Below are 24090 nucleotides of genomic sequence, written 5' to 3'. Positions count from 1 at the left end.
CCGCTTCAATGGTGTAACCCTGAAGTATAGCCGCCACGGGCCGCGATCAATGCCCGCGCAGGTCGCGCGGGCGGAAGCCCATCGCCAGCATGGCCACCGCGTAGGTCGCACCACCGCCGCCGACCAGCAGCGACAGGCTGCCGATCCGCTCCCACACGCCCATCGCCGAGAACGCCGGCAGCCAGTGCAGCAGGGCCAGCAGCGCGGCGACCATGGCCACGCAGGCCAGCAGCAGGCGCAGCAGATAGCCGCCCCACCCCGGTCGGCGCTGGTAGACATCGGTCTTGCCCAGCCAGTACCACAGCAGGCCCAGATTCAGGTAACTGGACAATGCGCTGGCAATGCCCAGCGCCAGATGCAGGCCGGGCTGCTTGCCGATGGCCGCCATCACGCCCTGCGCTTTCAGTTCGTCCGGCACCATTACCTGGTACAGCACCGCCAGCAGGGCGAAGTTGAACACCATGTTGGCCACCAGCGCGGCCACACCGGCGCGCACCGGGGTCTTGGTGTCCTGCCGGGCGTAGAAAGCGGGCAACACCACCTTCAGCAAGGCGAACGCCGGCAGGCCGAAGCTCAGGCCGTACACCGACAGCGCGGTCATGCGGGTATCGAAGGCACTGAACTGGCCGTGCTGGAAGATGGTGGCGATCAGCGGCTCGGCCAGCAGCAGCAGGCCCAGCATCGCCGGCACCGAGATCAGCAGGGTCATGCGCAGGCCCCAGTCCAGCGAGCGCGAGAAGCCCTCGCGGTCGGTGCTGACGTGGTGACGGGCCAGCGCCGGCAGGATCACCGTGCCCAGCGCCACGCCGAACACGCCCAGCGGCAGCTCCAGGAAGCGGTCGGCCAGCGACAGCCAGGACTGCGAGCCGTCGGTCAGCTTGGCCGCGATCACCGTATCCAGCAGCAGGTTGATCTGCGCCACCGAGGAACCGAACAGGGTCGGCACCATCAGCGTCATCACCTTGCGCACACCCGGATGGCTCCACCCCCAGCGCGGCAGGGTCAGCAGGTTGATGCCCTTCAGCGAGGGCAGCTGGAACAGCAGCTGCAGGAGGCCGGCAGCCAGCACCGCCCAGCCCAGCGCCAGGATCTGCTTCTCTGGAGTGCCGCCCAGCCGCGGGGCCAGCCAAAGCGCACCGGCGATCATGCACAGATTGAGGATGACCGGGGTCAGCGCCGGCATGGCAAAGCGCTGGAAGCTGTTCAGCGCGCCGCCGGCCAGGGCGGTGAGCGAGACGAACAGCAGGAACGGGAAGGTCAGGCGGAACAGGTCGACCAGCAGGCCCTGCTTGACCGGGTCGGTATCAACGCCGCTTGAGAAGACCGAGGCCAGCTGCGGCGCGAAGATCAGCGCCAGCGCGGTGACCAGCATCAGCACCCCACCCAGGGTGCCGGCGGTCCGGGCCATCAGTTCGCGCAGCTCGGCGTGGCTGCGGGTTTCCTTCACTTCCGTGAACACCGGCACGAAAGCGGTGGCGAAAGACCCTTCGGCGAACAACCGGCGCAGGAAATTGGGTACCCTGAAGGCGACCCAGAAAGCATCAGTGATGGCGTTGGTGCCGAACGTGGTGGTCACCACGAAGTCCCGGACAAGTCCGAGAACGCGCGAGACCATGGTCATGCTGCTGAACGACAGCAGGCCCCGCAACAACTTGGGTGAACTCACTCAGCGTCCCTCTTGACAATCGACTTGACGTGCATTTCTTACGCCATCATACTAGCTAGCTTGCTGTTCCCATAACACCGATTTTTTCAGGAAACCACCACCGTGGCCAATATCAAGTCCGCCAAGAAGCGCGCCAAGCAGACCGTCGTGCGCAACGCGCGCAACGTGGCTCAGCGCTCGATGCTGCGCACCGCTGTCAAGAAAGTGATCAAGGCGCTGGACGCCAACGATGCCGCCGGCGCCGAAGCCGCCTTCGCCGTTGCCCAGCCGATCCTGGATCGCTTCAGCGCGCGTGGCCTGATCCACAAGAACAAGGCTGCTCGCCACAAGAGCCGCCTGAACGACCGCATCAAGGCCCTCAAGGCCGCCTGATACGGCGTTGCCGCCCTGCCCTTCGGGGCGCGGGCAGCAGACAAAAGCCCGGCCCCGGCCGGGTTTTTTGTTGCCTGCGATCCGGGCGATCCACGGGGTCCGCGCGGCCGGCGCTACCGGAAGATGAAAAACCCGGCCGAAGCCGGGTTTTTCGTGCGGAACCACAGCGGCATCACTGCGCGTTGCGGGCTTCCAGTTCGTCTTCCTTCTGGCGATCGAAGAAGGCCATGATCCGGCTCATGATCGGGAAGGTCCCTTCGCGGCCCAGCGCGGAAACCAGGAACCACGGCTCCTTCCAGCCCAGCTCGGCGACGATCTGCTCGGCGGCGGCCTTGGCCTCGTCCTCGAACATCAGGTCAGCCTTGTTCAGCACCAGCCAGCGCGGCTTGTTCAGCAGTTCCGGATCGTGCTTTTCCAGTTCGCGTTCGATCGCACGCACCTGCTCAACCGGGGAAATACCTTCCACGCCACCTTCCATCGGCGAGATGTCCACCAGGTGCAGCAGCAAGCGGGTGCGCTGCAGGTGGCGCAGGAACTGTGCGCCCAGGCCGGCACCGTCGGCCGCGCCCTCGATCAGGCCCGGAATATCGGCGATCACGAAGCTGCGGTAGTTCTCCACCTTCACCACACCCAGGTTCGGGTACAGCGTGGTGAACGGGTAATCAGCCACCTTCGGCGTCGCCGCAGAAACGGCGCGGATCAGGGTGCTCTTGCCGGCGTTGGGGAAGCCCAGCAGGCCGACGTCGGCCAGCAGCTTCAGCTCCAGCTTCAGCGTGCGCTCTTCGCCCGGCTCGCCCGGCAGCGCCTGGCGCGGCGAGCGGTTGGTCGAGCTCTTGAAGTGCATGTTGCCCAGGCCACCACGGCCGCCCTTGGCCACCAGCAGGCGGTCGTTGTGCTGGGTCAGGTCGCCGATGACTTCATCGGTGGCAACGTTGATCACCACGGTGCCGACCGGCACGGTGATGGTCAGGTCTTCGCCACCCTTGCCATAGGCCTGGCGGCCCATGCCGTTCTCGCCGCGCTGCGCCTTGAAGATGCGGTCATGGCGGAAGTCGACCAGGGTGTTCAGGTTCTCGTCGGCGCGGATGTACACGCTGCCGCCCGCACCGCCGTCGCCGCCGTCCGGGCCGCCGAGCGGAATGAACTTCTCGCGACGGAAGCCAATGCAGCCGTTGCCGCCGTTGCCGGCGAACACTTCGATTTCTGCTTCGTCTACCAGTTTCATTGTTTCGATGCCTGCGATGGGCGCGGCCTGCGGGCCGCCGCCTTGAATGTCATGCCGGCCGCGGGCCGGCAACCCGGCATGGCCGGTCTTGCGTTCACTCTAACGAAAAGCCCCGCCGAAGCGGGGCTCTCCATGCAGCGTGCTCTTCATCCAGCACGGCCATGCCAAGGCATGGGCGCCGGCGATGCCTGGATCAGGCGTCGGCCGAGACGATGCTGACGGTACGACGCTTCTTGGCGCCCTTGACCGAGAACTCCACCTTGCCGTCCACGAGGGCGAACAGGGTGTGGTCACGGCCCAGGCCAACGCCCGAACCCGGGTGGAACTGGGTGCCGCGCTGACGCACGATGATGTTGCCGGCTTCGATGGCCTGGCCGCCGAAGATCTTGACGCCCAGGTACTTCGGGTTGGAGTCGCGACCGTTGCGCGAGGAGCCTACGCCCTTTTTATGTGCCATGACTGCTTCTCCTGATGCTTAGCCGGCGATGCCGGTGATCTCGATTTCGGTGTAGTACTGACGGTGACCCTGACGCTTCATGTGGTGCTTGCGGCGACGGAACTTGATGATCCGGACCTTGTCAGCACGACCCTGGGACAGGACCTTGGCGGTGACGGCAGCGCCCTTCAGCGCATCGCCCAGCTTCACGCCGTCGCTGTCACCCAGCATCAGGATGTTGTCAAACTTGATCTCGCTGCCGACTTCGACTTCGAGCTTTTCAATGCGGAGCTTTTCGCCCTGCGCCACGCGGTATTGCTTACCGCCGGTGACCAGTACTGCGTACATGACCAGGCCTTCCTCTGTAGTTATTGTGGTCTGAGCTGCCGCCATCGAGGGCGGACAGGAGCGGGATTGTACGCAGATCAGCGCGCGTGGGTCAAGTCAACCCCTGAACGGTCCGGGAGGCCCGGTCGGAACGGGGTCAGATCCCTTTTCACACTGTGAAAAGGGATCTGACCCCTGCCTGACGGCCTGTCTCACAAGGTGAGACACCGGGCTGGCATTGTCGCCCATTGCCCCCATCTGGTCACCTCGGTAGGCTGACCGATTGCCGTTCCCTGCTGGCCCGGCACCCAGCCAACGCCCCCACAACCGGATCCCCCATGGCGATGGATTTCATCCGCATCCGCGGCGCGCGGACGCACAACCTGAAGAACCTCGACCTCGACCTGCCCCGCGACAAGCTGATCGTGATCACCGGCCTGTCCGGCTCGGGCAAGTCCTCGCTGGCGTTCGACACCATCTATGCAGAAGGCCAGCGCCGCTACGTCGAGTCGCTGTCGGCCTATGCACGCCAGTTCCTGAGCGTGATGGAAAAGCCGGACCTGGACCACATCGAGGGCCTGTCCCCGGCCATCTCGATCGAGCAGAAGTCGACCTCGCACAACCCGCGTTCGACGGTCGGCACGATCACCGAGATCTACGACTACCTGCGCCTGCTGTACGCCCGCGTCGGCACTCCGCGCTGCCCGGACCACGGTTACCCGCTGGAGGCGCAGACGGTCAGCCAGATGGTCGACCAGGTGCTGACCCTGGACCCGGAACAGCGCTACATGCTGCTGGCGCCGGTCATCCGCGACCGCAAGGGCGAACATGCCCAGGTGTTCGATCAGCTGCGCGCGCAGGGCTTCGTGCGCGTGCGCGTGGACGGCGAGCTGCATGAAATCGACGCGGTGCCGCCGCTGGCGCTGCGCCAGAAGCACACCATCGAGGCGGTGATCGACCGCTTCCGCCCGCGCGAGGACATCAAGCAGCGCCTGGCCGAGAGCTTCGAGACCGCGCTGAAACTGGGCGACGGCATGGCCTCGGTGCAGAGCCTGGACAACGCCGAGACCGCGCCGACGCTGTTCTCTTCCAAGTATTCCTGCCCGGTCTGCGATTACTCGCTGCCGGAACTGGAACCACGCCTGTTCTCGTTCAACGCACCGATGGGCGCCTGCCCCGGCTGCGATGGCCTGGGCATGGCCGAATTCTTCGATCCCTCACGCGTGGTGGTGCACCCCGAGCTGTCGCTGGCCGCCGGTGCGGTGCGCGGCTGGGACCGCCGCAACGCCTACTACTTCCAGCTGATCGCCTCGCTGGCCAAGCACTACAGGTTCGACGTCGACGCGGCGTGGAACTCGCTGCCGGAGAACGTGCAGCAGGCCGTGCTGTACGGCAGCGGCGATGAGGCGATCACCTTCACCTACTTTACCGAAGCCGGTGGCCGCACCCAGCGCAAGCACCGCTTCGAGGGCATCATTCCCAACCTCGAACGCCGCTACAAGGAAACCGAATCGCCGGCGGTGCGCGAGGAGCTGTCCAAGTACATCAGCGAACAGCCGTGCCCGGAATGCCATGGCGCCCGCCTCAACAAGGCCGCGCGCAACGTGTTCGTGGCCGATCGCCCGCTGCCGGACCTGGTGGTGCTGCCGATCGACGAGGCGCTGAAGTTCTTCAGCGAACTGAGCCTGCCGGGCTGGCGAGGCGAAATCGCCTCGAAGATCGTCAAGGAAATCGGCGAACGCCTCGGCTTCCTGGTCGATGTCGGCCTGGATTACCTGACCCTGGAACGCAAGGCCGACACCCTGTCCGGTGGCGAGGCACAGCGCATCCGCCTGGCCAGCCAGATCGGCGCCGGCCTGGTCGGCGTGATGTACGTGCTCGACGAGCCGTCCATCGGCCTGCACCAGCGCGACAACGAACGCCTGCTCGGTACCCTCACCCGCCTGCGTGACCTCGGCAACACGGTCATTGTGGTCGAGCATGACGAGGATGCGATCCGCCTGGCCGACTACGTGCTGGACATCGGCCCGGGGGCGGGCGTGCATGGCGGCGAGATCGTCGGCCAGGGCACCCTGCAGGACATCCTGGAGGCACCACGCTCGCTGACCGGCCAGTACCTGTCGGGCAAACGCGCGATCGAGATTCCGGCGCGCCGGCACAAGCCGAACCCGAAGATGACCCTGCACCTGCGCGGGGCCAGCGGCAACAACCTGAAGGGCGTGGACCTGGCGATTCCGTCGGGCCTGCTGACCTGCGTGACCGGCGTGTCCGGCTCGGGCAAGTCGACCCTGATCAACGACACCCTGTTCTCGCTGGCGGCCAACGAGATCAACGGTGCCTCGCACCCGATCGCCCCTTACAAGGAGATCGATGGCCTGGACCTGTTCGACAAGGTGGTGGACATCGACCAGTCGCCGATCGGCCGCACCCCACGTTCGAACCCGGCCACCTACACCGGCCTGTTCACCCCGTTGCGCGAGCTGTTCGCGCAGGTGCCCGAAGCACGTGCGCGCGGCTATTCGCCGGGCCGCTTCAGCTTCAACGTGCGTGGCGGCCGTTGTGAGGCCTGCCAGGGCGACGGCCTGATCAAGGTCGAGATGCACTTCCTGCCCGACGTGTACGTGCCGTGCGATGTCTGCCACGGCAAGCGCTACAACCGCGAGACGCTGGAGATCCTGTACAAGGGCTTCAACATCAACGACGTGCTGGAAATGACCGTCGAAGATGCGCTGAGGCTGTTCGAACCGGTGCCGTCGATCGCCCGCAAGCTGGAAACGCTGGTGGACGTAGGCCTGAGCTACATCAAGCTGGGCCAGAGCGCGACCACGCTGTCCGGTGGCGAGGCGCAGCGCGTGAAGCTGTCCAAGGAACTGTCGCGCCGCGATACCGGCCGGACCCTGTACATCCTCGACGAGCCGACCACCGGCCTGCACTTCCACGACATCGAAGCGCTGCTGGGCGTGCTGCACAAGCTGCGCGACGAGGGCAACACGGTGGTGGTGATCGAGCACAACCTGGACGTGATCAAGACCGCCGACTGGATCGTCGACCTGGGCCCGGAAGGTGGCCATCGCGGTGGCACCATCCTGGTGACCGGCACGCCGGAAGATGTGGCAGCCTGCCCGCAGTCGTACACCGGCCAGTTCCTGGCCCGCATGCTGCCCTCCACCAGCGCGCGCCCGGACCAGCCGGCCGCCGTGGCCAACAAGCCCGACGCCCGCCCGCCGCGCAAGGTGAAGCCTGAAAAGCCCGCCAAGGCGACGAAGAAGGCCGTGGCCGCCACGAGTACCGGCAAGGCCAGCAAGACCGCCACGGCCAGCAAGAAGAAGAAGGACGCCTGATGAGCAGCGAACACAAGATCCTGGCCCGCATCCCGATCAGCGTGCGCTGGCGTGACATGGACAGCATGGGCCACGTCAACAACGCCAAGTACATTTCCTACCTGGAAGAAGCGCGCGTGCGCTGGATGCTGGGCGTGGAAGGCGTGTCGATGACCGACCGCATCGCACCGGTGGTGGCCGCGACCAACGTCAACTACCGGCTGCCTATCGTGTGGCCCAACGACATCCTGGTCGAGCTGTTCGTCGAGCGCCTGGGCAACAGCAGCGTGACCATCGGCCACCGCATCGTCGACCAGCAGGACGAGTCGAAGCTGTACTCGGATGGCAACGTCGTGGTGGTCTGGATGGACACCCAGACCGGCAAGAGCGCGCCGCTGCCGGAGGCGATCCGCAACGCCTCTACCTGACGCGCCCTGGTAGGTGCCGACCTTGGTCGGCACGCTTCGGCGGCAATGAGGTTGCCGGCCAGCGGCCGGCACTACCGACACCATTCAAAGGACTGAGATGATCCACCACACCGAACTGCGCGACCTGCTGCCCGGCATGGTCCCCTTCCCCGCCGATGTCTTTCCTGCCGATCAGGCGTGGCTCGGTCAGCACCTGCTGCCGCTGCTGAAGATCGACCTGGGTGTGCTGCGCCCGGAACTGGCCGGCCAGGTGGCAACGATGCTGTGCCCGATCGAGCCGTATGACGGCTGCATCGGCGAGACCACCGAGGCGCACCACAACGATTTCACCGGCACCAACTGGATCGCCTTCGAGCTGACTGCCGGCAACGAGATGCGCTTCCTCGGCAACGAGGGCTATTTCATCGGCGACGCTGCGCAGGACAAGGACGCGCAGGACCACATCACGCAGATGCGTGAGAGCTACGCCAAGGCCCGCGACTACCATGCCGCGCACGGTCGCCTCGCCTGTTACTCGCGCTATGGCAAAGGTGAGGCCAGCGAGCGCGATTACCTGGATACGCTGGGGGGACCGATCGGCTTCGGCAACTGGACCGAGACTGCAGAAATTCCCGCCGCCTTCGAGCTTGGCTTCACCGAGGCTGCCGATGACCCCGACGCCCCGGACGACGCCGAAACGGTGATCATCACCCGCAATGGCAACAAGTTCTTTGCCGTGGCCGACGTCGCTGGCTACAACTGGTGCGCCACCGGTGCCGATGCGATCGTCATGCTGTACGAACCGGTGAGCCGCACGGTGCTGTTCTCGTACGACTGGTCGTAAGCCACCGTGGTAGTGCCGGCCGCTGGCCGGCATTCACCACGCTGCCGGCCAGCGGCCGGCACTACCGGATAGTTCGGTCGCGCCGAGCGTCCTCGACGCTACGGCAGCCATCCCACCCCCTCGCTTCAGCAGCAGCGTGCCGTTTCCCCGCGCGCTTACGGCGCGGCCTTGCGCACCGTCAACGCCGCACTGGCTTCACCACCGCCCTCCAGCTGCAGCCGCAACGGCACCGCCTGCCCCTCCTTCAGCGCGCCCTTGCCCTGCATCAGCATCAGGTGCAGGCCACCGGGCCTGAGCTCGGCACGCGCGCCGGGTGCCAGCGGCAGGCGCTCGATCGCGCGCATCCGACTGACCCCATCGACAATCGTGGTCTCATGCAGCGAGACATCATCAAAGCTGCTGCTGGTCGCACCGGTGATCGCTACCGCCTTGCTGCAGCCGTTGTGGATGACGCCGTAACCAGCGGTCATCGGCATTGCCGGATTCGGTGGCAACCGCGCCCACCCCTGCTCCACCGTGACGCAGGCCGGTTCTGCGGCCGAGGCCGATGCTGCAGCCGCACACAGAACCAACAGTACGCCAACGAATGGTTTGGTTATCATCGCCCAGGTTCCTTCTTCGCAACGAGACCGCAGCATGACGACGCTCATCGAGGTGATCAACCATGGCCCCATCCGCGAACTGCGCCTGGCGCGGCCGCCGGTCAACGCATTGGACACCGAACTGTGCCGGCAGTTGATCCATGCCATCGAGCTGGCCATGGCCGAAGACGCGCATGGCATCGTGCTGTCGGGCAGCGAGCGTATCTTCACCGGTGGCATGGACGTGCCGCACCTGCTCTCGCATGGCGATGACAAGCACAAGTTGTTGGACACCTGGAACGCCTTCTTTGGCGCCGTGCGCACGCTGGCCGAGAGCCGCATTCCGGTGGTCGCGGCGATCACCGGCCATGCCCCTGCGGGTGGCTGCGTGCTGGCGCTGTGCTGCGACTACCGGGTGATGGCACGCAGCGCCGATCCATCGCGGCCGTATGCCATCGGCCTGAACGAAGTGCAGGTCGGCCTGATCGCACCGGAGGGCATCCAGCGCCTGCTGCGCCGTGCGGTGGGCGTGCACCGCGCCGGCGTGCTGCTGACCACCGGTTCGCTGGTGCCGGCCGAACAGGCGCTGCAGATCGGCCTGGTTGATGAACTGGCCGAAGGCGACCTGGTGGTGGCGCGCGCCATCGCCTGGCTGCAGAACCTGCTCAAGCAGCCACGCCAACCGATGCTGCTGACCCGCGCCATCGCCCGCTCCGACCTGCACGAAGCGCTGCACCCGGACCTGATCCAGCTGGACCGCTTCGTGGAGGCCTGGTTCGCCCCGGATGCGCAGAATGCCCTGCAGGCGCTGGTCGCCCGGCTGGGCAAGTAAATGATCGTGCCGGCGGCTGGCCGGCAACCGCAGGCGCCCCAGAAGGATCATGAGGTTGCCGGCCAGCGGCCGGCACTACCGATGATGGGCTGGCATGCACCGGTATAATCGGGGCTTCTTCATTGCTGTGGCCGCCCCCCTTGAACGACACGCCCGAACCCGTCGTCTCCGAGCTGATCGACCTGCTCACGCTGGAGCGGCTGGAGGACAACCTGTTCCGCGGGCAGAGCCGCGACATCGGCACCAAGTACGTGTTTGGCGGCCAGGTGCTGGGCCAGGCGCTGGCGGCGGCACAGACCACGGTCGACAACGGTCGCCACGTGCATTCGCTGCACGCCTATTTCCTGCGCGCCGGCAACATCGACCACCCCATCGTCTATGACGTGGACCGCACCCGTGATGGCGGCAGCTTCTCGGTGCGCCGGGTCACCGCGATCCAGCACGGCAAGGTGATCTTCTTCTGCGCGGCTTCGTTCCAGCAGGCCGAAACCGGTGCCCAGCACCAGCACAAGATGCCCGAGGTGCCGCAGCCGGAAGACATCGAGCCGAACCGCCCGCTGCCGGCCGAGGTGCTGGAGCGGCTGCCGATCAAAGTGCAGCGCTGGCTGTCCCGCGGCGGCCCGTTCGAGTTCCGCCACGTGTACCCGCGCGACGAACTGAACCCGCCCAAGCGCCCGCCTTACCACCAGGTCTGGCTGCGCCTGAGCGAACCGGTGGGCGATGCGCCCGAGCTGCACCAGGCCCTGCTGGCCTACGCCTCGGATTTCCATCTGCTGGGCACGGCCACCTTCCCGCACGGCATCAGCTACTACCACCCGCACGTGCAGATGGCCTCGCTCGACCACGCCATCTGGTTCCACCGCCCGTTCCGTGCCGACGACTGGCTGCTGTACTCGCTGGACAGCCCTAGCGCGCAGGATTCGCGCGGCCTCGCCCGCGGCCAGTTCTTCACCCGCAACGGCGTGCTGGTGGCGAGCACCGCGCAGGAAGGCCTGATCCGCGTCGTTCCCGACCAGGCTGCGGCCGCCGCCGTGCCGGCCAAGGAGTAAACCCATGCGCCAGATCTTCAGCAGCCAGCGCGTGGAAACCGTCGAAGGCGTGGCCGAGCTCCTGCGTGAGCATGGCATCGACGTCAAGGTGACCAATGGGCGCTCGTACAAGACCCGCCGCCGCGGTCAGTTCAGCTATACCGACCTGGGCAACGCCAACGCCTACCCGGCGGTGTGGATCGTGCGCGCCGACGACCAGCCACGCGCGCGTGAAATCCTGCGCGAGGCGCGCCTGCTCGACACCACCCGCCGCGACCATCCGACCGCCGAGTTCGCCTTCCGCGACGCACCGGAAGCGGGCAGCGGCGGCCGCAGCTGGGCCTGGCGCATCCGCATCGCGCTGCTGGTGGTGATCGCCGGCGTGGCACTGGTGATCGGCCTGCGCCATCGCGGCACCCCGGCACCGGTCGCACCGGCCCCTGCCCCGCAGGCCCAGCCGCAGCAGGCACAGCCGGCCCCGCAGGCGGCACCGGAAGAGGAAGAAATCCGGGTCCGTATCCAGCCCTCGAAATGACGCACGGGTAGTGCCGGCCGCTGGCCGGCAGCCGCAAAAAGGGGACGGAGGGGATTAAGTCGTTTGAGGCACAAACGACTTAATCCCCTCCGTCCCCTTTTTTGCCATGGGGTTGCCGGCCAGCGGCCGGCACTACCGCACAGAATGCTGGTCACATTGAGCGCGCGGCTCCGTCATGGGACACAATCCCAGCAGGAGAGCCGCCGCCATGACGACGTTCGCCGCATCGATCGACCAGACCCTGGAACGCGAACTGCCGGCCGCCGCCAGCGGTTGCCAGCACGCCTATGGCCGCATCGTTCTGGCCTGCCAGAACACCGTCACCGCCATCGCGCTGGCCATCACCCGCGACCGCCAGGCCAGCGAGGACATTGCCCAGGAAGCCTTCGTGAAGGGCTGGCAGCAGCTGCACCAGCTGCGTAGCTCGACCAGCTTCCTGCCCTGGCTGCGGCAGATCACCCGCAACCTTGCCCGCGACTGGCTGCGTGCGCAACGTGGCCGGCCGCTGACCGGCGAGGCGGCCGAGGTGGCGATGGGCATGGCCGCCGACCCGGCCCCGGGTGCCGCCGACCGCCTGCAGCGGGTGGAAGAAGAGATCGCCGCCGGGGACATCATCTCCGCCCTGCCTGCCGACAGCCGCGAAGTACTGCTGCTGTACTACCGCGAAGGCCAGCGTTCGCAGCAGGTGGCCGACCTGCTCGGCCTCAGCGACGCGGCGGTGCGCAAGCGCCTGTCGCGCGCCCGTGCCCTGGTGCGCGACGGCCTGCTGCAGCGCTTCGGTGAGTTCGCCCGCAGCAGCGCACCCAGTGCCGCGTTCGCTACGGCAGTGGTTTCGATGGTACTGGTGGCCGCGCCCGGCACCGCCAGCGCCGCGGTCCTGCTCAGCACCGGCGTCGGCATCGGCGGCAGCAAGCTGGGCCTCGGCGGCGCCAGTGCAGCGGGCGGTACCGCGATGGGATCGTTGACCGCCACCCTGGGCCAACTGCACGTGCTGCCGGCCGAAAGCTGGGGGGCGGTGATCGGCGGCGTGGTCGGTGGCGCGATCGGCAGCTATCTGGGCGGGCGCTTCCTGATGTCGTACACCGAAACGGCGTCCGAGCGCGCCGACGTGCGCCGTTTCCTCTATCTCAACATCATCACCGGCATGTTCTGGTGCCTGGCGATCCTGCTGGCAGTCATGCTGCAGGCGCCGGTCTGGGCGCAGCTGACGGTGCTGGCGGTAGGCCTGGGCGTGGTCAACTACCAGTGCCTGGTGACGCTGCAGCGGGTGATGGCACCGATGATCGTGCGCGATTCGGCACGGCGCGGGCGCAGCGGGACCAACTGGAAGTACGAGTCCATGTACGGCCGCACCGGCATCATCGCCATGAACCTGATGGTCATCACGCTGGTGCTGTACTCGCTGCTGCGCGGCGGCGGCCTGTAACGGACAACGCCGGCAGTGCGCCGGCGTTGTCATCAATCACTGCATTGAACCTCAGCGCTGCGGCTTCGGTGCAGTGCCGTCGCGCGGGCCGCCATGGCGCGGTCCGCCGTGCATCGGGCCCTTGGCTGCGTCGAACTCGGCCTTGCTCAGCTGGCCGTCCTTGTTGGTGTCGGCGGCAGCGAACCAGGCATCTCGATGCTGCTTCATGCGCAGCTCGCGGTCGGCCTTGTCCAGGTAACCGTCCTTGTTGAGGTCGAGCTGGTCGAAGCGCGCGGCCAGGCGCGGATCGGCCTTGGCTTCTTCACGGCTGATGCGACCGTCCTTGTTGACGTCCAGCTTGGCCCAGCGCTCACCGCCGTGGCCACGGCGGCCATGCTGCCAGCGCGGCAGTTCATCGCGCGAAAGCTTGCCATCCTTGTTCTTGTCCAGTTCGTCGAACTTCGCGGCCAAGCGCGGGTGGGCGGCGGCCTCGCTGCGATCGATGACGCCGTCGCCATTGGTGTCCAGCTTGGCCGGGCGCTGCGCCGGCGTGGTCGGGGTGTCGGCCGCCAGCGCGATACCGGAGGCGGAGGTGCCGAGCAGCAGGGCCAGCAGCAGGGGGGTACGGATCATGGGGTCACTCCTGGGAATGGGAATTGCGTCGGGGCGATCACTTCGCCCTCGGGAGACAACAACGCCCGGGCGCGCCATCGGTTGACGCCGTGGACGGTTCCATTCATCCGGCGGACAGTCGCCGCCACTGCGACGGGCTGGAGCTATGCTGTGCCCATGGCAATACACGGCGACAGAGACGACGAACTGCGGCTTTTCCAGACCGGCGAGCACCCCTGCGGGTACTGGTCGGACCGGGTGGCGCGCGACCTGGTGCTGGACCCGCACGACCGTCGCCTCGGCGGCCTGTATCCGCTGGCCCTGAGCTGGGGCTTCCGCCGCAGCGGTGATCTGGTCTACCGGCCACATTGCGCACACTGCCAGGCCTGCGTGGCGGTGCGTATCCCGGTGGCACGTTTCGTCCCGGACCGCAGCCAGCGCCGCTGCGCTACCCGCAATGACGACCTGGAGGTGCGGATCACCGCCGCCACCGCCCGCGATGACCTGTTCGCGCTGTACCACCGTTATCTCACCCACCGCCACGCCAACGGCGGCATGGACGACCACGGGCCGCACGAGTTCGAGCAGTTCCTGATCGGCAGCTGGTCGCACACCCGCTTCATGGAGATGCGCCTGCCCGGGCACGACGGCCAGCCCAGCCAGCTGCTGGGGGTGGCGGTGACCGACGTCACCGAGCACGGCCTGTCAGCGGTCTACACCTTCTTCGACCCGGACCACGCCACGCGCGGGCTGGGCACCTTCGCGATCCTGCAGCAGATCGAATGGGCGCGCCGCGAGGGCCTGCCACACGTGTACCTGGGCTACTGGATCCGCGGCCATCGGAAGATGGACTACAAGCGCCGCTTCCATCCGCTGGAAGCCTACGATGGCCGCCGCTGGCACGATTTCGACAATGATCTGGACGGGCGCTGACAAACCGCTGACACCGGGCCGGGTGCAGAATAGGGGGATGAACGCCAAACCCCTGATCTTCGCCCTGGCCCTGCTCTGCGGCGCCACCGCCCCCGCCTTCGCCACGTCCCCCGCGATGACCGAAAAGCCGTCCACTGCGCTCCGCCTGGCCACCTACAACACTTCGCTGTACTCCGACGACGCCGGCGGCCTGATCAAGGAACTGGAAGGCGACAGCGAGCATGCACGCAAGATCGCCGCAGTGCTGCAGCAGGTGCGCCCGGACCTGGTGCTGCTGAATGAATTCGACTTCGACGACGCCCATCGCGCCGCCGACCTGTTCCAGAAGCGCTATCTGGAAGTGGCCCAGCCCGGCGGCGGCAAGCCGCTGCACTTCGCCTACCGCTACCTGGCCCCGGTCAATACCGGCGTGCCCAGCGGACTGGACCTGGACAACAACGGCGTGGTCGGCGGCGAAGGCCGCAGCCGTGGCAACGATGCGTGGGGCTACGGCCTGCACCCGGGCCAGTACGGCATGCTGGTGCTGTCGCGCTACCCGATCGACGAAGCCAAGGTACGCAGCTTCCAGCTGCTGAAGTGGAGCGCGATGCCCGGCGCGATCCGCCCGGTTGACCCGCGTACCGGCCAGAGCTTCTACAACGACCATGTGTGGTCGCAGCTGCGCCTGTCGTCGAAGTCGCATTGGGACGTGCCGGTGAAGACCCCAGCCGGCGTGGTCCACGCGCTGGTTTCGCACCCGACCCCGCCGGTGTTCGACGGCCCGGAAAAGCGCAACGCGGCACGCAACCACGACGAACTGCGCCTGTGGCAGGAATATCTGTCCAAGGGTGAGAAGCCGTGGCTGTGCGACGACAAGGGCCAGTGCGGCGGCCTGGCACAGGACGCGCGCTTCGTGATCCTCGGCGATCTGAACAACGACCCGGTCGATGGCGATGGCCGTCATGAAGCGATCGTTGAGCTGATCGAGAACGCCCGCGTATTGCGCTACCCCACCCCGCGCAGCGTCGGCGGCGAGCAGACCAGCCTGGCCTATGCGGCCAAGGGCATCGAGCGCAAGGGCGCACCGTTCCACGCCACCGGCGATTTCGGCCCGAAGTCCGGCACCATGCGCCTGGACTATGTACTGCCCTCGACCGGTTTCGAATACGTGGGCAGTGGTATTTTCTGGCCGGCCAATGAAAGCCCGGAAGCGAAGATCGCCGACGGCAGCGACCACCACCTGGTGTGGGTGGACGTGAAGTAATAAAAAGGGGACGGAGGGGATTAAGTCGTTTGTGCCACAAACGACTTAATCCCCTCCGTCCCCTTTTTGCTTTACGGGCGCAGTTCGACACCGATGGCGTCGGCGGCATCGCGTGCGATGGCGCGTGCTTCGTCGATGGTTTCCGCGCGCGCCAGGGTCACGCCGACGCGACGATGACCGTGCACGCTCGGCTTGCCGAACAGGCGCACGGCGGTATCCGGCACCTGCAATGCAGCGGCGACGTTGTTGAAGTACGGCACGCCCTCGCCGTGTGCCAGCAGCGCGCACGAGGCCGACGGGCCGCTCTGGCGGATCACCGGGATCGGCAGGCCGAGGATGGCGCGCGCGTGCAGCGCGAACTCGCTCAGTTCCTGCGATACCAGCGTCACCAGGCCGGTGTCGTGCGGGCGCGGTGACACTTCGCTGAACCACACCTCGTCGCCCTTCACGAACAGCTCGACGCCGAACAGGCCCCAGCCGCCGAGGTCGTCGGTGATCGCGCGCGAAATCTCTTCGGCACGCGCCAGTGCCGCGTTCGACATCGGCTGCGGCTGCCAGCTTTCGCGGTAATCGCCATCCTTCTGCAGATGCCCGATCGGCGCACAGAACGCGGTGCCACCGGCATGGCGCACGGTCAACAGGGTGATCTCGTAATCGAAATCGATGAAGCCTTCGACGATGCAGCGACCGGCACCGGCGCGGCCACCGGTCTGCGCGTAATCCCAGGCCGGGGCGATGTCCGCCTCGCTGCGCAAGGTGCTCTGGCCCTTGCCCGAGGACGACATCACCGGCTTGACCACGCACGGCAGGCCGATGGCAGCCACGGCAGCGCGGTATTCGGCCTCGGTATCGACGAAGCGGTACGGCGAGGTCGGCAGCCCCAGGGTTTCGGCGGCCAGGCGGCGGATGCCTTCGCGGTCCATGGTCAGGCGTGCGGCACGCGCGGTCGGGATCACCCGCACGCCCTGCTCCTGTTCCAGCTGGACCAGGGTTTCGGTGTGGATGGCCTCGATCTCCGGCACCACCAGGTGCGGCTGCTCCTGGGCAATCAGCGCGCGCAGGGCCATTGCATCGAGCATGTCGATCACATGCGAGCGGTGCGCGACCTGCATGGCCGGCGCATCGGCATAACGGTCAGCGGCGATCACTTCCACGCCCAGCCGCTGCAGCTCGATGGCCACCTCCTTGCCGAGTTCGCCCGAGCCCAGCAGCAGCACGCGGGTGGCGGAGGGGGACAACGGAGTTCCAAGCTTGGCCATGACGGTTCCAGCAGCGATGTGAAGGCGGGTGGGCATTCTAGCTGGCCGGGCACCCCGGCCATGGCATCCGACGAACGGTAGTGGACAAGTGATATCACTTTGATATCTTTTCTCCGAACCCTCAAGGACGTACCGCCATGAAAGAGAAGTCACTGTCTTCCCTCAACGGCCTCGGCACGCTGGCCGGCGCCCTGCTCGTCGCCCTCGCCGGCGCCGCCCTGTTCGTGGTGGGCGTGGCAGCGAAGGCCAGTACCGGCTCACCCAACCTGCTGCTGATGCTGCTGGGCGCCCTGCTGGTGGCGCTGGGCGTGTTCATCCTGGCCGGCCTGTACACCATCCAGCCCAACCAGGCGGCGGTGCTGAGCCTGTTCGGCAAGTACGTGGGTACCGTCAAGGACAACGGCCTGCGCTGGAACAACCCCTTCTTTGCCAAGCGCCGGGTCAGCCAGCGCGTGCGCAACTTCGAGAGCGGCAAGCTGAAGGTCAACGAGCTGGACGGCAGCCCGATCGAGATCGCCGCGGTGATCGTCTGGCAGGTGGTCGATGCCTCCGAGGCCGTCTACAACGTGGACGACTACGAGAGCTTCGTGCACATCCAGTCCGAATCGGCGCTGCGCGCGATGGCCACCAGTTACCCCTACGACCAGCACGAGGACGGCCAGCTGGCCCTGCGCAGCCACGCCAGCGAGATTTCCCAGCACCTGAAGAACGAACTGGCCGAGCGCCTGGCTGACGCCGGCGTGCAGGTGATCGACGCGCGCATCAGCCACCTGGCCTACGCTGCCGAAATCGCCCAGGCGATGCTGCAGCGGCAGCAGGCCAACGCGGTGATCGCTGCACGCACGCGCATCGTGGCCGGTGCGGTGGGCATGGTCGAGATGGCCCTGGCCGAACTGCAGAAGAACGGCGTGGTGCAGCTGGATGAGGAACGCAAGGCACACATGGTCAGCAACCTGCTGACCGTGCTGTGCTCGGACCGCGGTACCCAGCCGATCGTCAATGCCGGCTCGCTGTATTGAGCCACACTCGCAACGGGGCGCCCCACCGCCCCGCCAGGAGCCCCCATGAGTGAGAAGAAAGCCTACCCGCTGCGCATCAACGCCGACGTCCTGGCTGCGGCACAGCGCTGGGCTGATGACGAGCTGCGCAGCCTCAACGCGCAGATCGAATACGTGCTGCGCGACGCCCTGCGCAGGGCAGGACGCCTGCCGAAACCCACGCCATCGTCGGAGGACAAGGAATGAGCAAGCGCTGGAACTACCAGACCATCGAGGTCAAGACGTCCCTGATGGGCCTGCACAAGGCCGAAGACATCCAGGCCGAACTCAGTCGCCAGGGCCAACTGGGCTGGGAACTGGTCAACATCATCATCCCGGCGCCGATGCGCGCGGCGATGCTGGTGTTCAAGAAGGAGGCCTGAACCATGGGCGGCAGCGACCCGAAACCCTTTGACGTGGCCGAGAGTTCGCCGCTGCGCGTGCTCTGGATCGTGCTGCCGCTGCTGGCTGCCTTCGTGGCCTGCCTGTATGCACAGCTGCACAAGGCACCGGCGAGCGTCCCCTGGATCGAAGTAACGCTGTCGCCGCCCTGGTTCCGGATGGGCGGCAGTGCGGCATGGAGCCTGATCGTCATCGCTGTACTCGCTGTCGGGCTGGGGGCCGCGTTCTTCCGCCGCCGCGTGGAGCTGGCCGGCGACGCGCTGGACGTGCGCTCGACGATGTATCGGCGGCGCGTGCCGGTGGCGCAGCTGCGGCTGGACCAGGCCGAGGTGGTCGATCTGCAGCGTGACCGCCGCTATGGCATCCGTCTCAAAACCAATGGCTATTCAATGCCGGGCTTCTACTCGGGCCACTTCCGCCTGCAGGGGGGCGGCAAGGGCTTCGCCCTGGTCACCGACCGTGCGCGCGTCCTCGCACTGCCGGTCAGTGATGGCAGCACGCTGCTGCTCAGCGTGGACCGGCCGCAGGCGCTGCTCGATGCGCTGCGCAAGGTGGCCGCGTCGGCGCCACGGCAGTAAGCTGCGGCGATGCAACGACGCGCGCCCCTGCTGATCAACACCGAGGCCATCGAGCTGTGGCCCGCTCACCTGCTGCGTGCACGCAGCAACCTGGATGCACGCCTGCTGTCGCAGGCGCACTGGGTGCTGCGGCGCAAGCGCGATGGCCGCTACCTGGCGGCGGTGCTGGCACAGGGTGTGCACGCCATGGTGCCGCGCCTGCCGCGCGAGCCCGGGGTCGAGGAAGCACTGGCGCTGCTGGATGACGCGGCAGCGCGGCCCTTCGGCGCCGGCCTGGAAGATCAGTGGCTGCCCCTGGCCGGGTTGCAGCAGCGCCTGCAGCAGCTTGGCCTGGATGCACAGCGCTATGCCGACGACAGCGGCCTGCCACTGGAATCCGAACCGTGCCTGCTGCACTTCGCCGGTCGCGACCGCTTCGCCCGCCCATTGTGGCTGCGCCGTGCCGCCGCGCAGGGCTGGCGACGGATGCGACTGCAGGCGGCACAGGATGGCATTGCGCTGGACGCCATCTCCGGCTTCCGCAGCCATGCCTACCAGCTGGGCATCTTCGAACGGAAACTGGCGCGCGGCTTGAGCGTGGCGGAGATCCTGAAGGTGAATGCTGCACCGGGTTTCAGCGAACACCACAGCGGCCACGCGCTGGACATCGGCACGCCGGGCGACGCCCCGGCCGAAGAATCGTTCGAAGCCACCGACGCGTTCGCGTGGCTGCAGGCGCATGCCGGCGCGCATGGCTTCCATCTGAGCTACCCGCGCGACAACCCGCACGGCATCGTCTACGAACCGTGGCATTGGTGCTGGAGACCGGCCAACGGCTGAGCCCCTCGTGGCAGCCGCAAAGCGAAATTCATGGAGCTGTCCGGGCGGGTGGGCTGCGCAGGGGACGCCGTAAATACGTCCCTGTAGGCTCGGGCGCGCCATCCATGGCTTACGCCCCTGCGCACCCCACCCGCCCGGCCACGGACAGATTCCGCGTGCGTCCGCCACGGAATGGAACAAGAGAGCAAAGACCAAAGCGGGTCGCTTCGCTCGAAGCCTCTATAACGGATCAGCGCGCGGCTGCTGGGTCCGCCTTCAAGCGAGCCGAGCACCGCAGGTCCGGCGAGGGCGAAGAGGTGCGTGCGATTCTGTAGAGCCGAGCCATGCTCGGCTGCTCTCCGCACCGCCCCTCGACGGGCCGAGGAGCGAGGGGGACCGGTGCGCAGCACCGGCTCGCGGTCGGCGGCGCGTTTCTTTTGGTTACTTTTCTTTTCGCGCGAAAAGAAAAGTAACGCCCATGAACCTTCACGATCGCATCAGCATGGATCGAAGCGACAACGTCGACTCAGTCACCGCCTCAACGCATTGATCGCCAGCAACACCCATCCGGCCATCATGCTGGTGCCACCGATCGGTGCCATCCGCGTCGGCCACTGCCACAGCGCGCCGCCCACCAGGCTGCCGGAGAACAACAGCACTCCCAGCAGCAGCACGTACAGCGCCAGGTGCGCGATCGCGCCCTGCGCGCGCGGCCCGAGCGCCACCAGCACCGCACCGTGTGCGAACGCGTACAGCGCCGCCATGTTCAGATGCTGCTGCGCCAACGGGTCCGCCACACCGTGCGATGCATAGGCGGACAGACCGATCGAGGCGGCCGCCAGCAGCGCGCCGAGACAGGCCAGCAGGGAAGGCTTACGTGCGCGACGTTCCAGATTGAACATGAGGGCTCCTTGCGCAGCGCCCCTTGCCGGGCGCCAGATGAAAAAAAACGCGCCGCAATGAGCGGCGCGTTTTCGTGTCCAGCATTACATGGGTCAGCCGAGGCTTACTTGACGGCCCAGTAGATGTCGTAGGTACCTTCCGGGGTGAACGACTTGTCGATGCCGTCCTTCCAGGATTCGTACGGACGGTCGATCACTTCGTTGCCCGCCGTCACAGCCCAGGCGCGCAGGCCGTTGCGGGCCACGTCCAGACCCGCCATGTGGCCGCTGTAGGCCGCATGTGCCGAGCGGTGCGGAGCGACGTGCACGTACTTGACCGGAGCGCCACCGTCGATCTTGACGGTCAGAGCTTCAGCAGCAGCACCTTCAGCACCCTTCTTCTTCACCGGCTGGGCGATGTCGAAGGCGTACTTCTCCTGACCGAAGTCGGTGGTGATGATGCGGAACGGACCGGCGGCTTCAAGGCCATTGGCCTCCATCACGCGCTTGATCCACTCCTGGTTGTCCTTGATGGACTTGGTGATCGTGTCCTGACCGCGATCCACGTTACCGGCGTTGACGACCAGCAGGTCCTCGGCCGGTACATCGACGATGGCCAGATCGGTCAGCGGCGCTTCCGGGGTGCGGTAGTCGACGTTCGGCACACTGGCCAGCATGTTGGCCATGCGCGACAGACCCATCTTGATGTCGTCGCCGATCTGGCGGCTGACATACAGGCCGGCGTAACGGCCGAACAGGTCGAAGCCGTACTTCACCGAGTAGTCCTGGGTGATCTTGACGTTACGGCCGCCCTTGCCGGTCGGCTCCAGGGTGAAGGTGGTGACCTTGTCGTGACCCTTGGTGGCGTCTTCGATGGCGATCGCAACGCGCTTGTTCTCTTCGGCGTCGGTGATCTTCCAGGAACCGGTGCCCAGGTCCTTGGAGGTGAAGTCCAGGGTGGCACCCTTGCCGGAGGCCGGGCCGGACAGCTTCAGTTCAACGGCGGGATCGCGCAGTACCAGCGGGTTCCAGTCCTTGAAGCGGCGCAGGCTGCTGACCGTGTCGTACACGATCGTCATCTTGCGGTTGGTCTCGATGCTTTCGGTGATGTGACGCTCGCCCGGCAGACATACGCCAATGATGACGAACAGGCCAGCCACGATCCCCAAGGCGATCAGGAACTCGATAATACGGGTCATTCAGAGAGTCTCCGGGGCCGATCCCACGGCCGGGTTGATTGAAGCGAAGCGCCAATCCTAGCAGGCTTCGCGGGCATTGTTTATCGGGATTGGCGCACCGGTTTCCCTGCCGGCTGCGTATTTGTATGGACAAAGAATTCGAAGGGTAACGCATACCGCTACCCGGCAAGTAGGGGGCAACCTTGGCCGGAACCCCCTGCCACCACCCAAGTCTTTGTACCGAAACGATTTTCCTCAGACCAGCTGGAGTTCGAACGCCTTCAGTACCGCGCGCGTACGGTCGCGCACCCCCAGCTTGGAGAGGATGTTGGACACGTGGTTCTTGATGGTGCCCTCGGCCACGCCCAGTGAGTTGGCGATCTCCTTGTTGGAGAAACCGCTGGCCATCAGCCGCAGGATCTCGGTCTCGCGGTCGGTCAGCGGGTCCGGGCGGTCCAGGCTGACGAACTCGTTGCGCATGTGCTCCAGGCCCGACAACAGGCGCTGCGTCACCGCCGGCTGCACCAGCGAACCGCCTTCGGCCACGGTACGGATGGCACCGACCAGCTGTGCCAGGGTCACATCCTTGAGCAGGTAGCCCTTGGCACCGGCCTTGAGGCCGGCCAGCACCAGCTGATCGTCGTCGAAGGTGGTGAGGATGATGGTCGGCGGCAGCTGTTCCTGCCGCGACAGCACCTGCAGTGCTTCCAGCCCGGACATCACCGGCATGCGCATGTCCATCAGGACCACGTCGGGGCGCACCTGCGGGATCATCTCCACCGCCTGCCGGCCATCGCCGGCCTCGGCCACCACCTCGATGCCGTCGTCGAGTGCCAGCAGGGAGCGGATTCCCTGCCGCACCAGGGTTTGGTCATCAACCAGGCAGACGCGAATCATCAACGTACTCCTTCAGGAACCTTGGTAAGGGCGGCCACCAGCACCGTTGCCGGCACCGTCGCCCGCAGGCGGAAGCCTTCGCCGGGACGGGTCTCGACCTGCAGCTGGCCACCACATTGTTGCAGGCGCTCGCGCATGCCGCGCAAGCCATTGCCCACATTGACCATGTCCGCACCGACACCGTCGTCGCGGGCCTCCACCACCACCCGGTCCGGGGCTTCACGGTACACCTTGATCCACAGGTGACGGGCACCGGCGTGGCGCACCGCGTTGGTGATGATCTCCTGCGTGCAGCGCAGCAGGACGTGGGCCCGCTGCGGGTCCTCCACGTTCAGCGGATCCTCGATGTCCAGCTGGATGTCCAGCGAGGGCACATTCTCGGTCAGCGGGCGCAGCGCCGCGGCCAGATCGATGGCGCCGGTCTCGCGCAGCTGGCTGACCACCTCGCGCACGTTGCCCAGCAGCAGTTTGGCCAATGCGTGCGAGCGCTTCACATGTTCCAACGCCTGCCCTTCGGCCAGGTGCCCGGCCACTTCCAGGTTCAGGGTCAGCGCGGTCAGCTGGTGGCCCAGCAGGTCATGCAGCTCGCGCGAGATACGGGTGCGCTCATTGACACGGGCACTCTCGGCCAGCAGGGCGCGGGTGGCACGCAGCTCTGAATTGAGCCGACGCTGTTCGTCGCGCGCCTCGGTCTGCTGGCGGGCAACCAGGCTGGTCACGAAGATGAACATGGAGAAGCCGCCGTACAGCAGCGACTGCATCACTGCTTCGAACAACGGGAAGCGCAGCAGCATGTAGTAGACCGGGGCCACCGCCAGCTGGCTGACCAGCAGCCACAGCACGCCCAGGCGCACCGACAGCATCCACGGAATGACCCCGGCGGCCACCATCATCAGGATGCTGCCCAGGCCCGAGCCGCTGAGGAAGCTGACGCCCAGCGCCGAGATCGTCAGCAGCAACAGCAACCCCCGGTCCAGCCAGCTGGTGGGGCTGTCGCTGCGCAGGATGCGGGTCAGCCAGTAATACGAGGTGCCGAAAGACAGGTAGGCGACGAACAGCAGCACCGCCCAGCCCCCCATGTCGCCGCGGCTGTGCAGGTTCTCGAACTGCGAGTACGCCAACGGCAGGCCGACCATGACCCAGGTGAACAGGCCGGCCAGGCGGAGGACGCGGGTATGGCTGAGGACTCCCAACATGGCAGCACTCTACGGGCCCGGCCTGCGCACCGCACCCCACGGAAGTCATGCCTGCCCGGTCGCCTGTTCATGCCGCAGCCCACCCCGGGCATGCAATA

26 protein-coding genes are annotated in these 24090 nt (G+C 66.6%); 15 read left to right on the top strand and 11 right to left on the bottom strand.

Annotated elements, in window-relative coordinates; genetic code table 11:
• Window positions 1-46: 46 nt before the first annotated feature.
• A complete protein-coding gene (murJ, locus tag EZ304_RS15375; protein WP_099554364.1) occupies window positions 47-1651 on the bottom strand; it encodes a murein biosynthesis integral membrane protein MurJ in 1605 nt (534 codons plus the stop codon).
• Between the two features lie 117 nt (window positions 1652-1768).
• On the opposite strand from murJ, the gene rpsT reads away from it, so the two are divergent.
• On the top strand, window positions 1769-2038 hold the full coding sequence (gene rpsT / locus EZ304_RS15370; RefSeq protein WP_005408560.1) for a 30S ribosomal protein S20: 270 nt from the start codon (window positions 1769-1771) through the stop codon (window positions 2036-2038).
• A gap of 172 nt (window positions 2039-2210) precedes the next feature.
• Here the strand turns inward: rpsT and cgtA are convergent, their stop codons facing one another.
• The 3 genes from cgtA to rplU all read right to left on the bottom strand — a co-directional run bounded on the left by cgtA (window position 2211) and on the right by rplU (window position 4047).
• Window positions 2211-3263: an Obg family GTPase CgtA gene (gene cgtA / locus EZ304_RS15365; protein ID WP_006424789.1), complete on the bottom strand. Its 1053-nt coding sequence runs from the start codon at window positions 3261-3263 to the stop codon at window positions 2211-2213.
• Between the two features lie 193 nt (window positions 3264-3456).
• Window positions 3457-3720, bottom strand: coding sequence for a 50S ribosomal protein L27 (gene rpmA, locus EZ304_RS15360; protein WP_005415704.1), 264 nt, complete (start codon window positions 3718-3720; stop codon window positions 3457-3459).
• Between the two features lie 18 nt (window positions 3721-3738).
• Window positions 3739-4047 carry a 50S ribosomal protein L21 gene (gene rplU / locus EZ304_RS15355; RefSeq protein WP_005408557.1) on the bottom strand — a complete coding sequence of 103 codons (309 nt, stop codon included), beginning with the start codon at window positions 4045-4047 and terminating at the stop codon, window positions 3739-3741.
• Between the two features lie 317 nt (window positions 4048-4364).
• Between rplU and uvrA the strand changes: the two genes are divergently transcribed.
• The 3 genes from uvrA (at window position 4365) to EZ304_RS15340 (ending at window position 8597) form a co-directional block, all read left to right on the top strand.
• Window positions 4365-7367 (top strand): excinuclease ABC subunit UvrA, encoded by a 3003-nt coding sequence (gene uvrA / locus EZ304_RS15350; RefSeq protein ID WP_142807506.1) that lies wholly within the window; start codon window positions 4365-4367, stop codon window positions 7365-7367.
• Entirely contained in the window at window positions 7367-7774 is a 408-nt protein-coding gene (locus tag EZ304_RS15345; RefSeq protein WP_142807505.1) for an acyl-CoA thioesterase, read from the top strand. The genes uvrA and EZ304_RS15345 overlap by 1 nt, the downstream gene beginning before the upstream one ends.
• Before the next feature lie 97 nt (window positions 7775-7871).
• The gene (locus tag EZ304_RS15340; RefSeq protein ID WP_142807504.1) at window positions 7872-8597 is read left to right on the top strand and encodes an enolase; all 726 of its coding nucleotides are present in this window, start codon (window positions 7872-7874) and stop codon (window positions 8595-8597) included.
• A gap of 155 nt (window positions 8598-8752) precedes the next feature.
• Here the strand turns inward: EZ304_RS15340 and EZ304_RS15335 are convergent, their stop codons facing one another.
• Window positions 8753-9199, bottom strand: coding sequence for a copper chaperone PCu(A)C (locus EZ304_RS15335; RefSeq protein ID WP_099554358.1), 447 nt, complete (start codon window positions 9197-9199; stop codon window positions 8753-8755).
• A gap of 34 nt (window positions 9200-9233) precedes the next feature.
• On the opposite strand from EZ304_RS15335, the gene EZ304_RS15330 reads away from it, so the two are divergent.
• The 4 genes from EZ304_RS15330 to EZ304_RS15315 all read left to right on the top strand — a co-directional run bounded on the left by EZ304_RS15330 (window position 9234) and on the right by EZ304_RS15315 (window position 12999).
• Window positions 9234-10010, top strand: coding sequence for an enoyl-CoA hydratase/isomerase family protein (locus EZ304_RS15330; RefSeq protein WP_142807503.1), 777 nt, complete (start codon window positions 9234-9236; stop codon window positions 10008-10010).
• A 140-nt stretch (window positions 10011-10150) separates the two neighbouring features.
• Entirely contained in the window at window positions 10151-11059 is a 909-nt protein-coding gene (gene tesB, locus EZ304_RS15325) for an acyl-CoA thioesterase II (RefSeq protein WP_142807502.1), read from the top strand.
• 4 nt (window positions 11060-11063) lie between these two features.
• Window positions 11064-11573 carry a pathogenicity-like protein gene (locus EZ304_RS15320; protein ID WP_142807501.1) on the top strand — a complete coding sequence of 170 codons (510 nt, stop codon included), beginning with the start codon at window positions 11064-11066 and terminating at the stop codon, window positions 11571-11573.
• A gap of 208 nt (window positions 11574-11781) precedes the next feature.
• Entirely contained in the window at window positions 11782-12999 is a 1218-nt protein-coding gene (locus tag EZ304_RS15315; RefSeq protein WP_142807500.1) for an RNA polymerase sigma factor, read from the top strand.
• 51 nt (window positions 13000-13050) lie between these two features.
• Here the strand turns inward: EZ304_RS15315 and EZ304_RS15310 are convergent, their stop codons facing one another.
• Entirely contained in the window at window positions 13051-13611 is a 561-nt protein-coding gene (locus EZ304_RS15310; protein WP_099552990.1) for an EF-hand domain-containing protein, read from the bottom strand.
• 156 nt (window positions 13612-13767) lie between these two features.
• Here EZ304_RS15310 and EZ304_RS15305 point away from each other — a divergent pair, with 156 nt between their 5' ends.
• Window positions 13768-14523 (top strand): arginyltransferase, encoded by a 756-nt coding sequence (locus EZ304_RS15305; RefSeq protein WP_142807499.1) that lies wholly within the window; start codon window positions 13768-13770, stop codon window positions 14521-14523.
• Window positions 14524-14560: 37 nt separating this feature from the next.
• Complete coding sequence (locus EZ304_RS15300; protein WP_142807498.1) at window positions 14561-15766, top strand: endonuclease/exonuclease/phosphatase family protein; 1206 nt, start codon at window positions 14561-14563, stop codon at window positions 15764-15766.
• A gap of 71 nt (window positions 15767-15837) precedes the next feature.
• On the opposite strand, the gene purT is transcribed toward EZ304_RS15300, so the two are convergent.
• On the bottom strand, window positions 15838-17025 hold the full coding sequence (gene purT, locus EZ304_RS15295; protein ID WP_142807497.1) for a formate-dependent phosphoribosylglycinamide formyltransferase: 1188 nt from the start codon (window positions 17023-17025) through the stop codon (window positions 15838-15840).
• A 137-nt stretch (window positions 17026-17162) separates the two neighbouring features.
• Here purT and EZ304_RS15290 point away from each other — a divergent pair, with 137 nt between their 5' ends.
• From EZ304_RS15290 to EZ304_RS15270, 5 genes are read left to right on the top strand one after another with little or no spacing between them, the layout of a single operon-like run.
• On the top strand, window positions 17163-18044 hold the full coding sequence (locus EZ304_RS15290; protein ID WP_014036365.1) for an SPFH domain-containing protein: 882 nt from the start codon (window positions 17163-17165) through the stop codon (window positions 18042-18044).
• A gap of 45 nt (window positions 18045-18089) precedes the next feature.
• Window positions 18090-18269: an Arc family DNA binding domain-containing protein gene (locus EZ304_RS15285; RefSeq protein WP_099552994.1), complete on the top strand. Its 180-nt coding sequence runs from the start codon at window positions 18090-18092 to the stop codon at window positions 18267-18269.
• Window positions 18266-18445 (top strand): DUF4177 domain-containing protein, encoded by a 180-nt coding sequence (locus EZ304_RS15280; protein ID WP_142807496.1) that lies wholly within the window; start codon window positions 18266-18268, stop codon window positions 18443-18445. Before EZ304_RS15285 ends, EZ304_RS15280 begins: the two co-directional genes overlap by 4 nt.
• A 3-nt stretch (window positions 18446-18448) precedes the next feature.
• Window positions 18449-19042: a PH domain-containing protein gene (locus EZ304_RS15275; protein ID WP_142807495.1), complete on the top strand. Its 594-nt coding sequence runs from the start codon at window positions 18449-18451 to the stop codon at window positions 19040-19042.
• A gap of 9 nt (window positions 19043-19051) precedes the next feature.
• A complete protein-coding gene (locus EZ304_RS15270; protein WP_142807494.1) occupies window positions 19052-19861 on the top strand; it encodes a M15 family metallopeptidase in 810 nt (269 codons plus the stop codon).
• 509 nt (window positions 19862-20370) lie between these two features.
• Here the strand turns inward: EZ304_RS15270 and EZ304_RS15265 are convergent.
• The 4 genes from EZ304_RS15265 to EZ304_RS15250 all read right to left on the bottom strand — a co-directional run bounded on the left by EZ304_RS15265 (window position 20371) and on the right by EZ304_RS15250 (window position 23992).
• On the bottom strand, window positions 20371-20742 hold the full coding sequence (locus tag EZ304_RS15265) for a DUF423 domain-containing protein (RefSeq protein ID WP_019659313.1): 372 nt from the start codon (window positions 20740-20742) through the stop codon (window positions 20371-20373).
• Between the two features lie 104 nt (window positions 20743-20846).
• Window positions 20847-21920 carry an SRPBCC family protein gene (locus EZ304_RS15260; protein WP_099552997.1) on the bottom strand — a complete coding sequence of 358 codons (1074 nt, stop codon included), beginning with the start codon at window positions 21918-21920 and terminating at the stop codon, window positions 20847-20849.
• 234 nt (window positions 21921-22154) lie between these two features.
• Window positions 22155-22796 (bottom strand): response regulator, encoded by a 642-nt coding sequence (locus EZ304_RS15255; protein WP_099552998.1) that lies wholly within the window; start codon window positions 22794-22796, stop codon window positions 22155-22157.
• Window positions 22796-23992: a sensor histidine kinase gene (locus EZ304_RS15250; RefSeq protein ID WP_142807493.1), complete on the bottom strand. Its 1197-nt coding sequence runs from the start codon at window positions 23990-23992 to the stop codon at window positions 22796-22798. Before EZ304_RS15250 ends, EZ304_RS15255 begins: the two co-directional genes overlap by 1 nt.
• Window positions 23993-24090: the final 98 nt, after the last annotated feature.

It is taken from the genome of Stenotrophomonas maltophilia, assembly GCF_006974125.1.
Classification (GTDB): Bacteria; Pseudomonadota; Gammaproteobacteria; order Xanthomonadales; family Xanthomonadaceae; genus Stenotrophomonas; species Stenotrophomonas maltophilia_O.
Note: the sequence above shows the minus strand (reverse complement) of the source record. Positions and strands in the feature narration are given on the sequence as shown.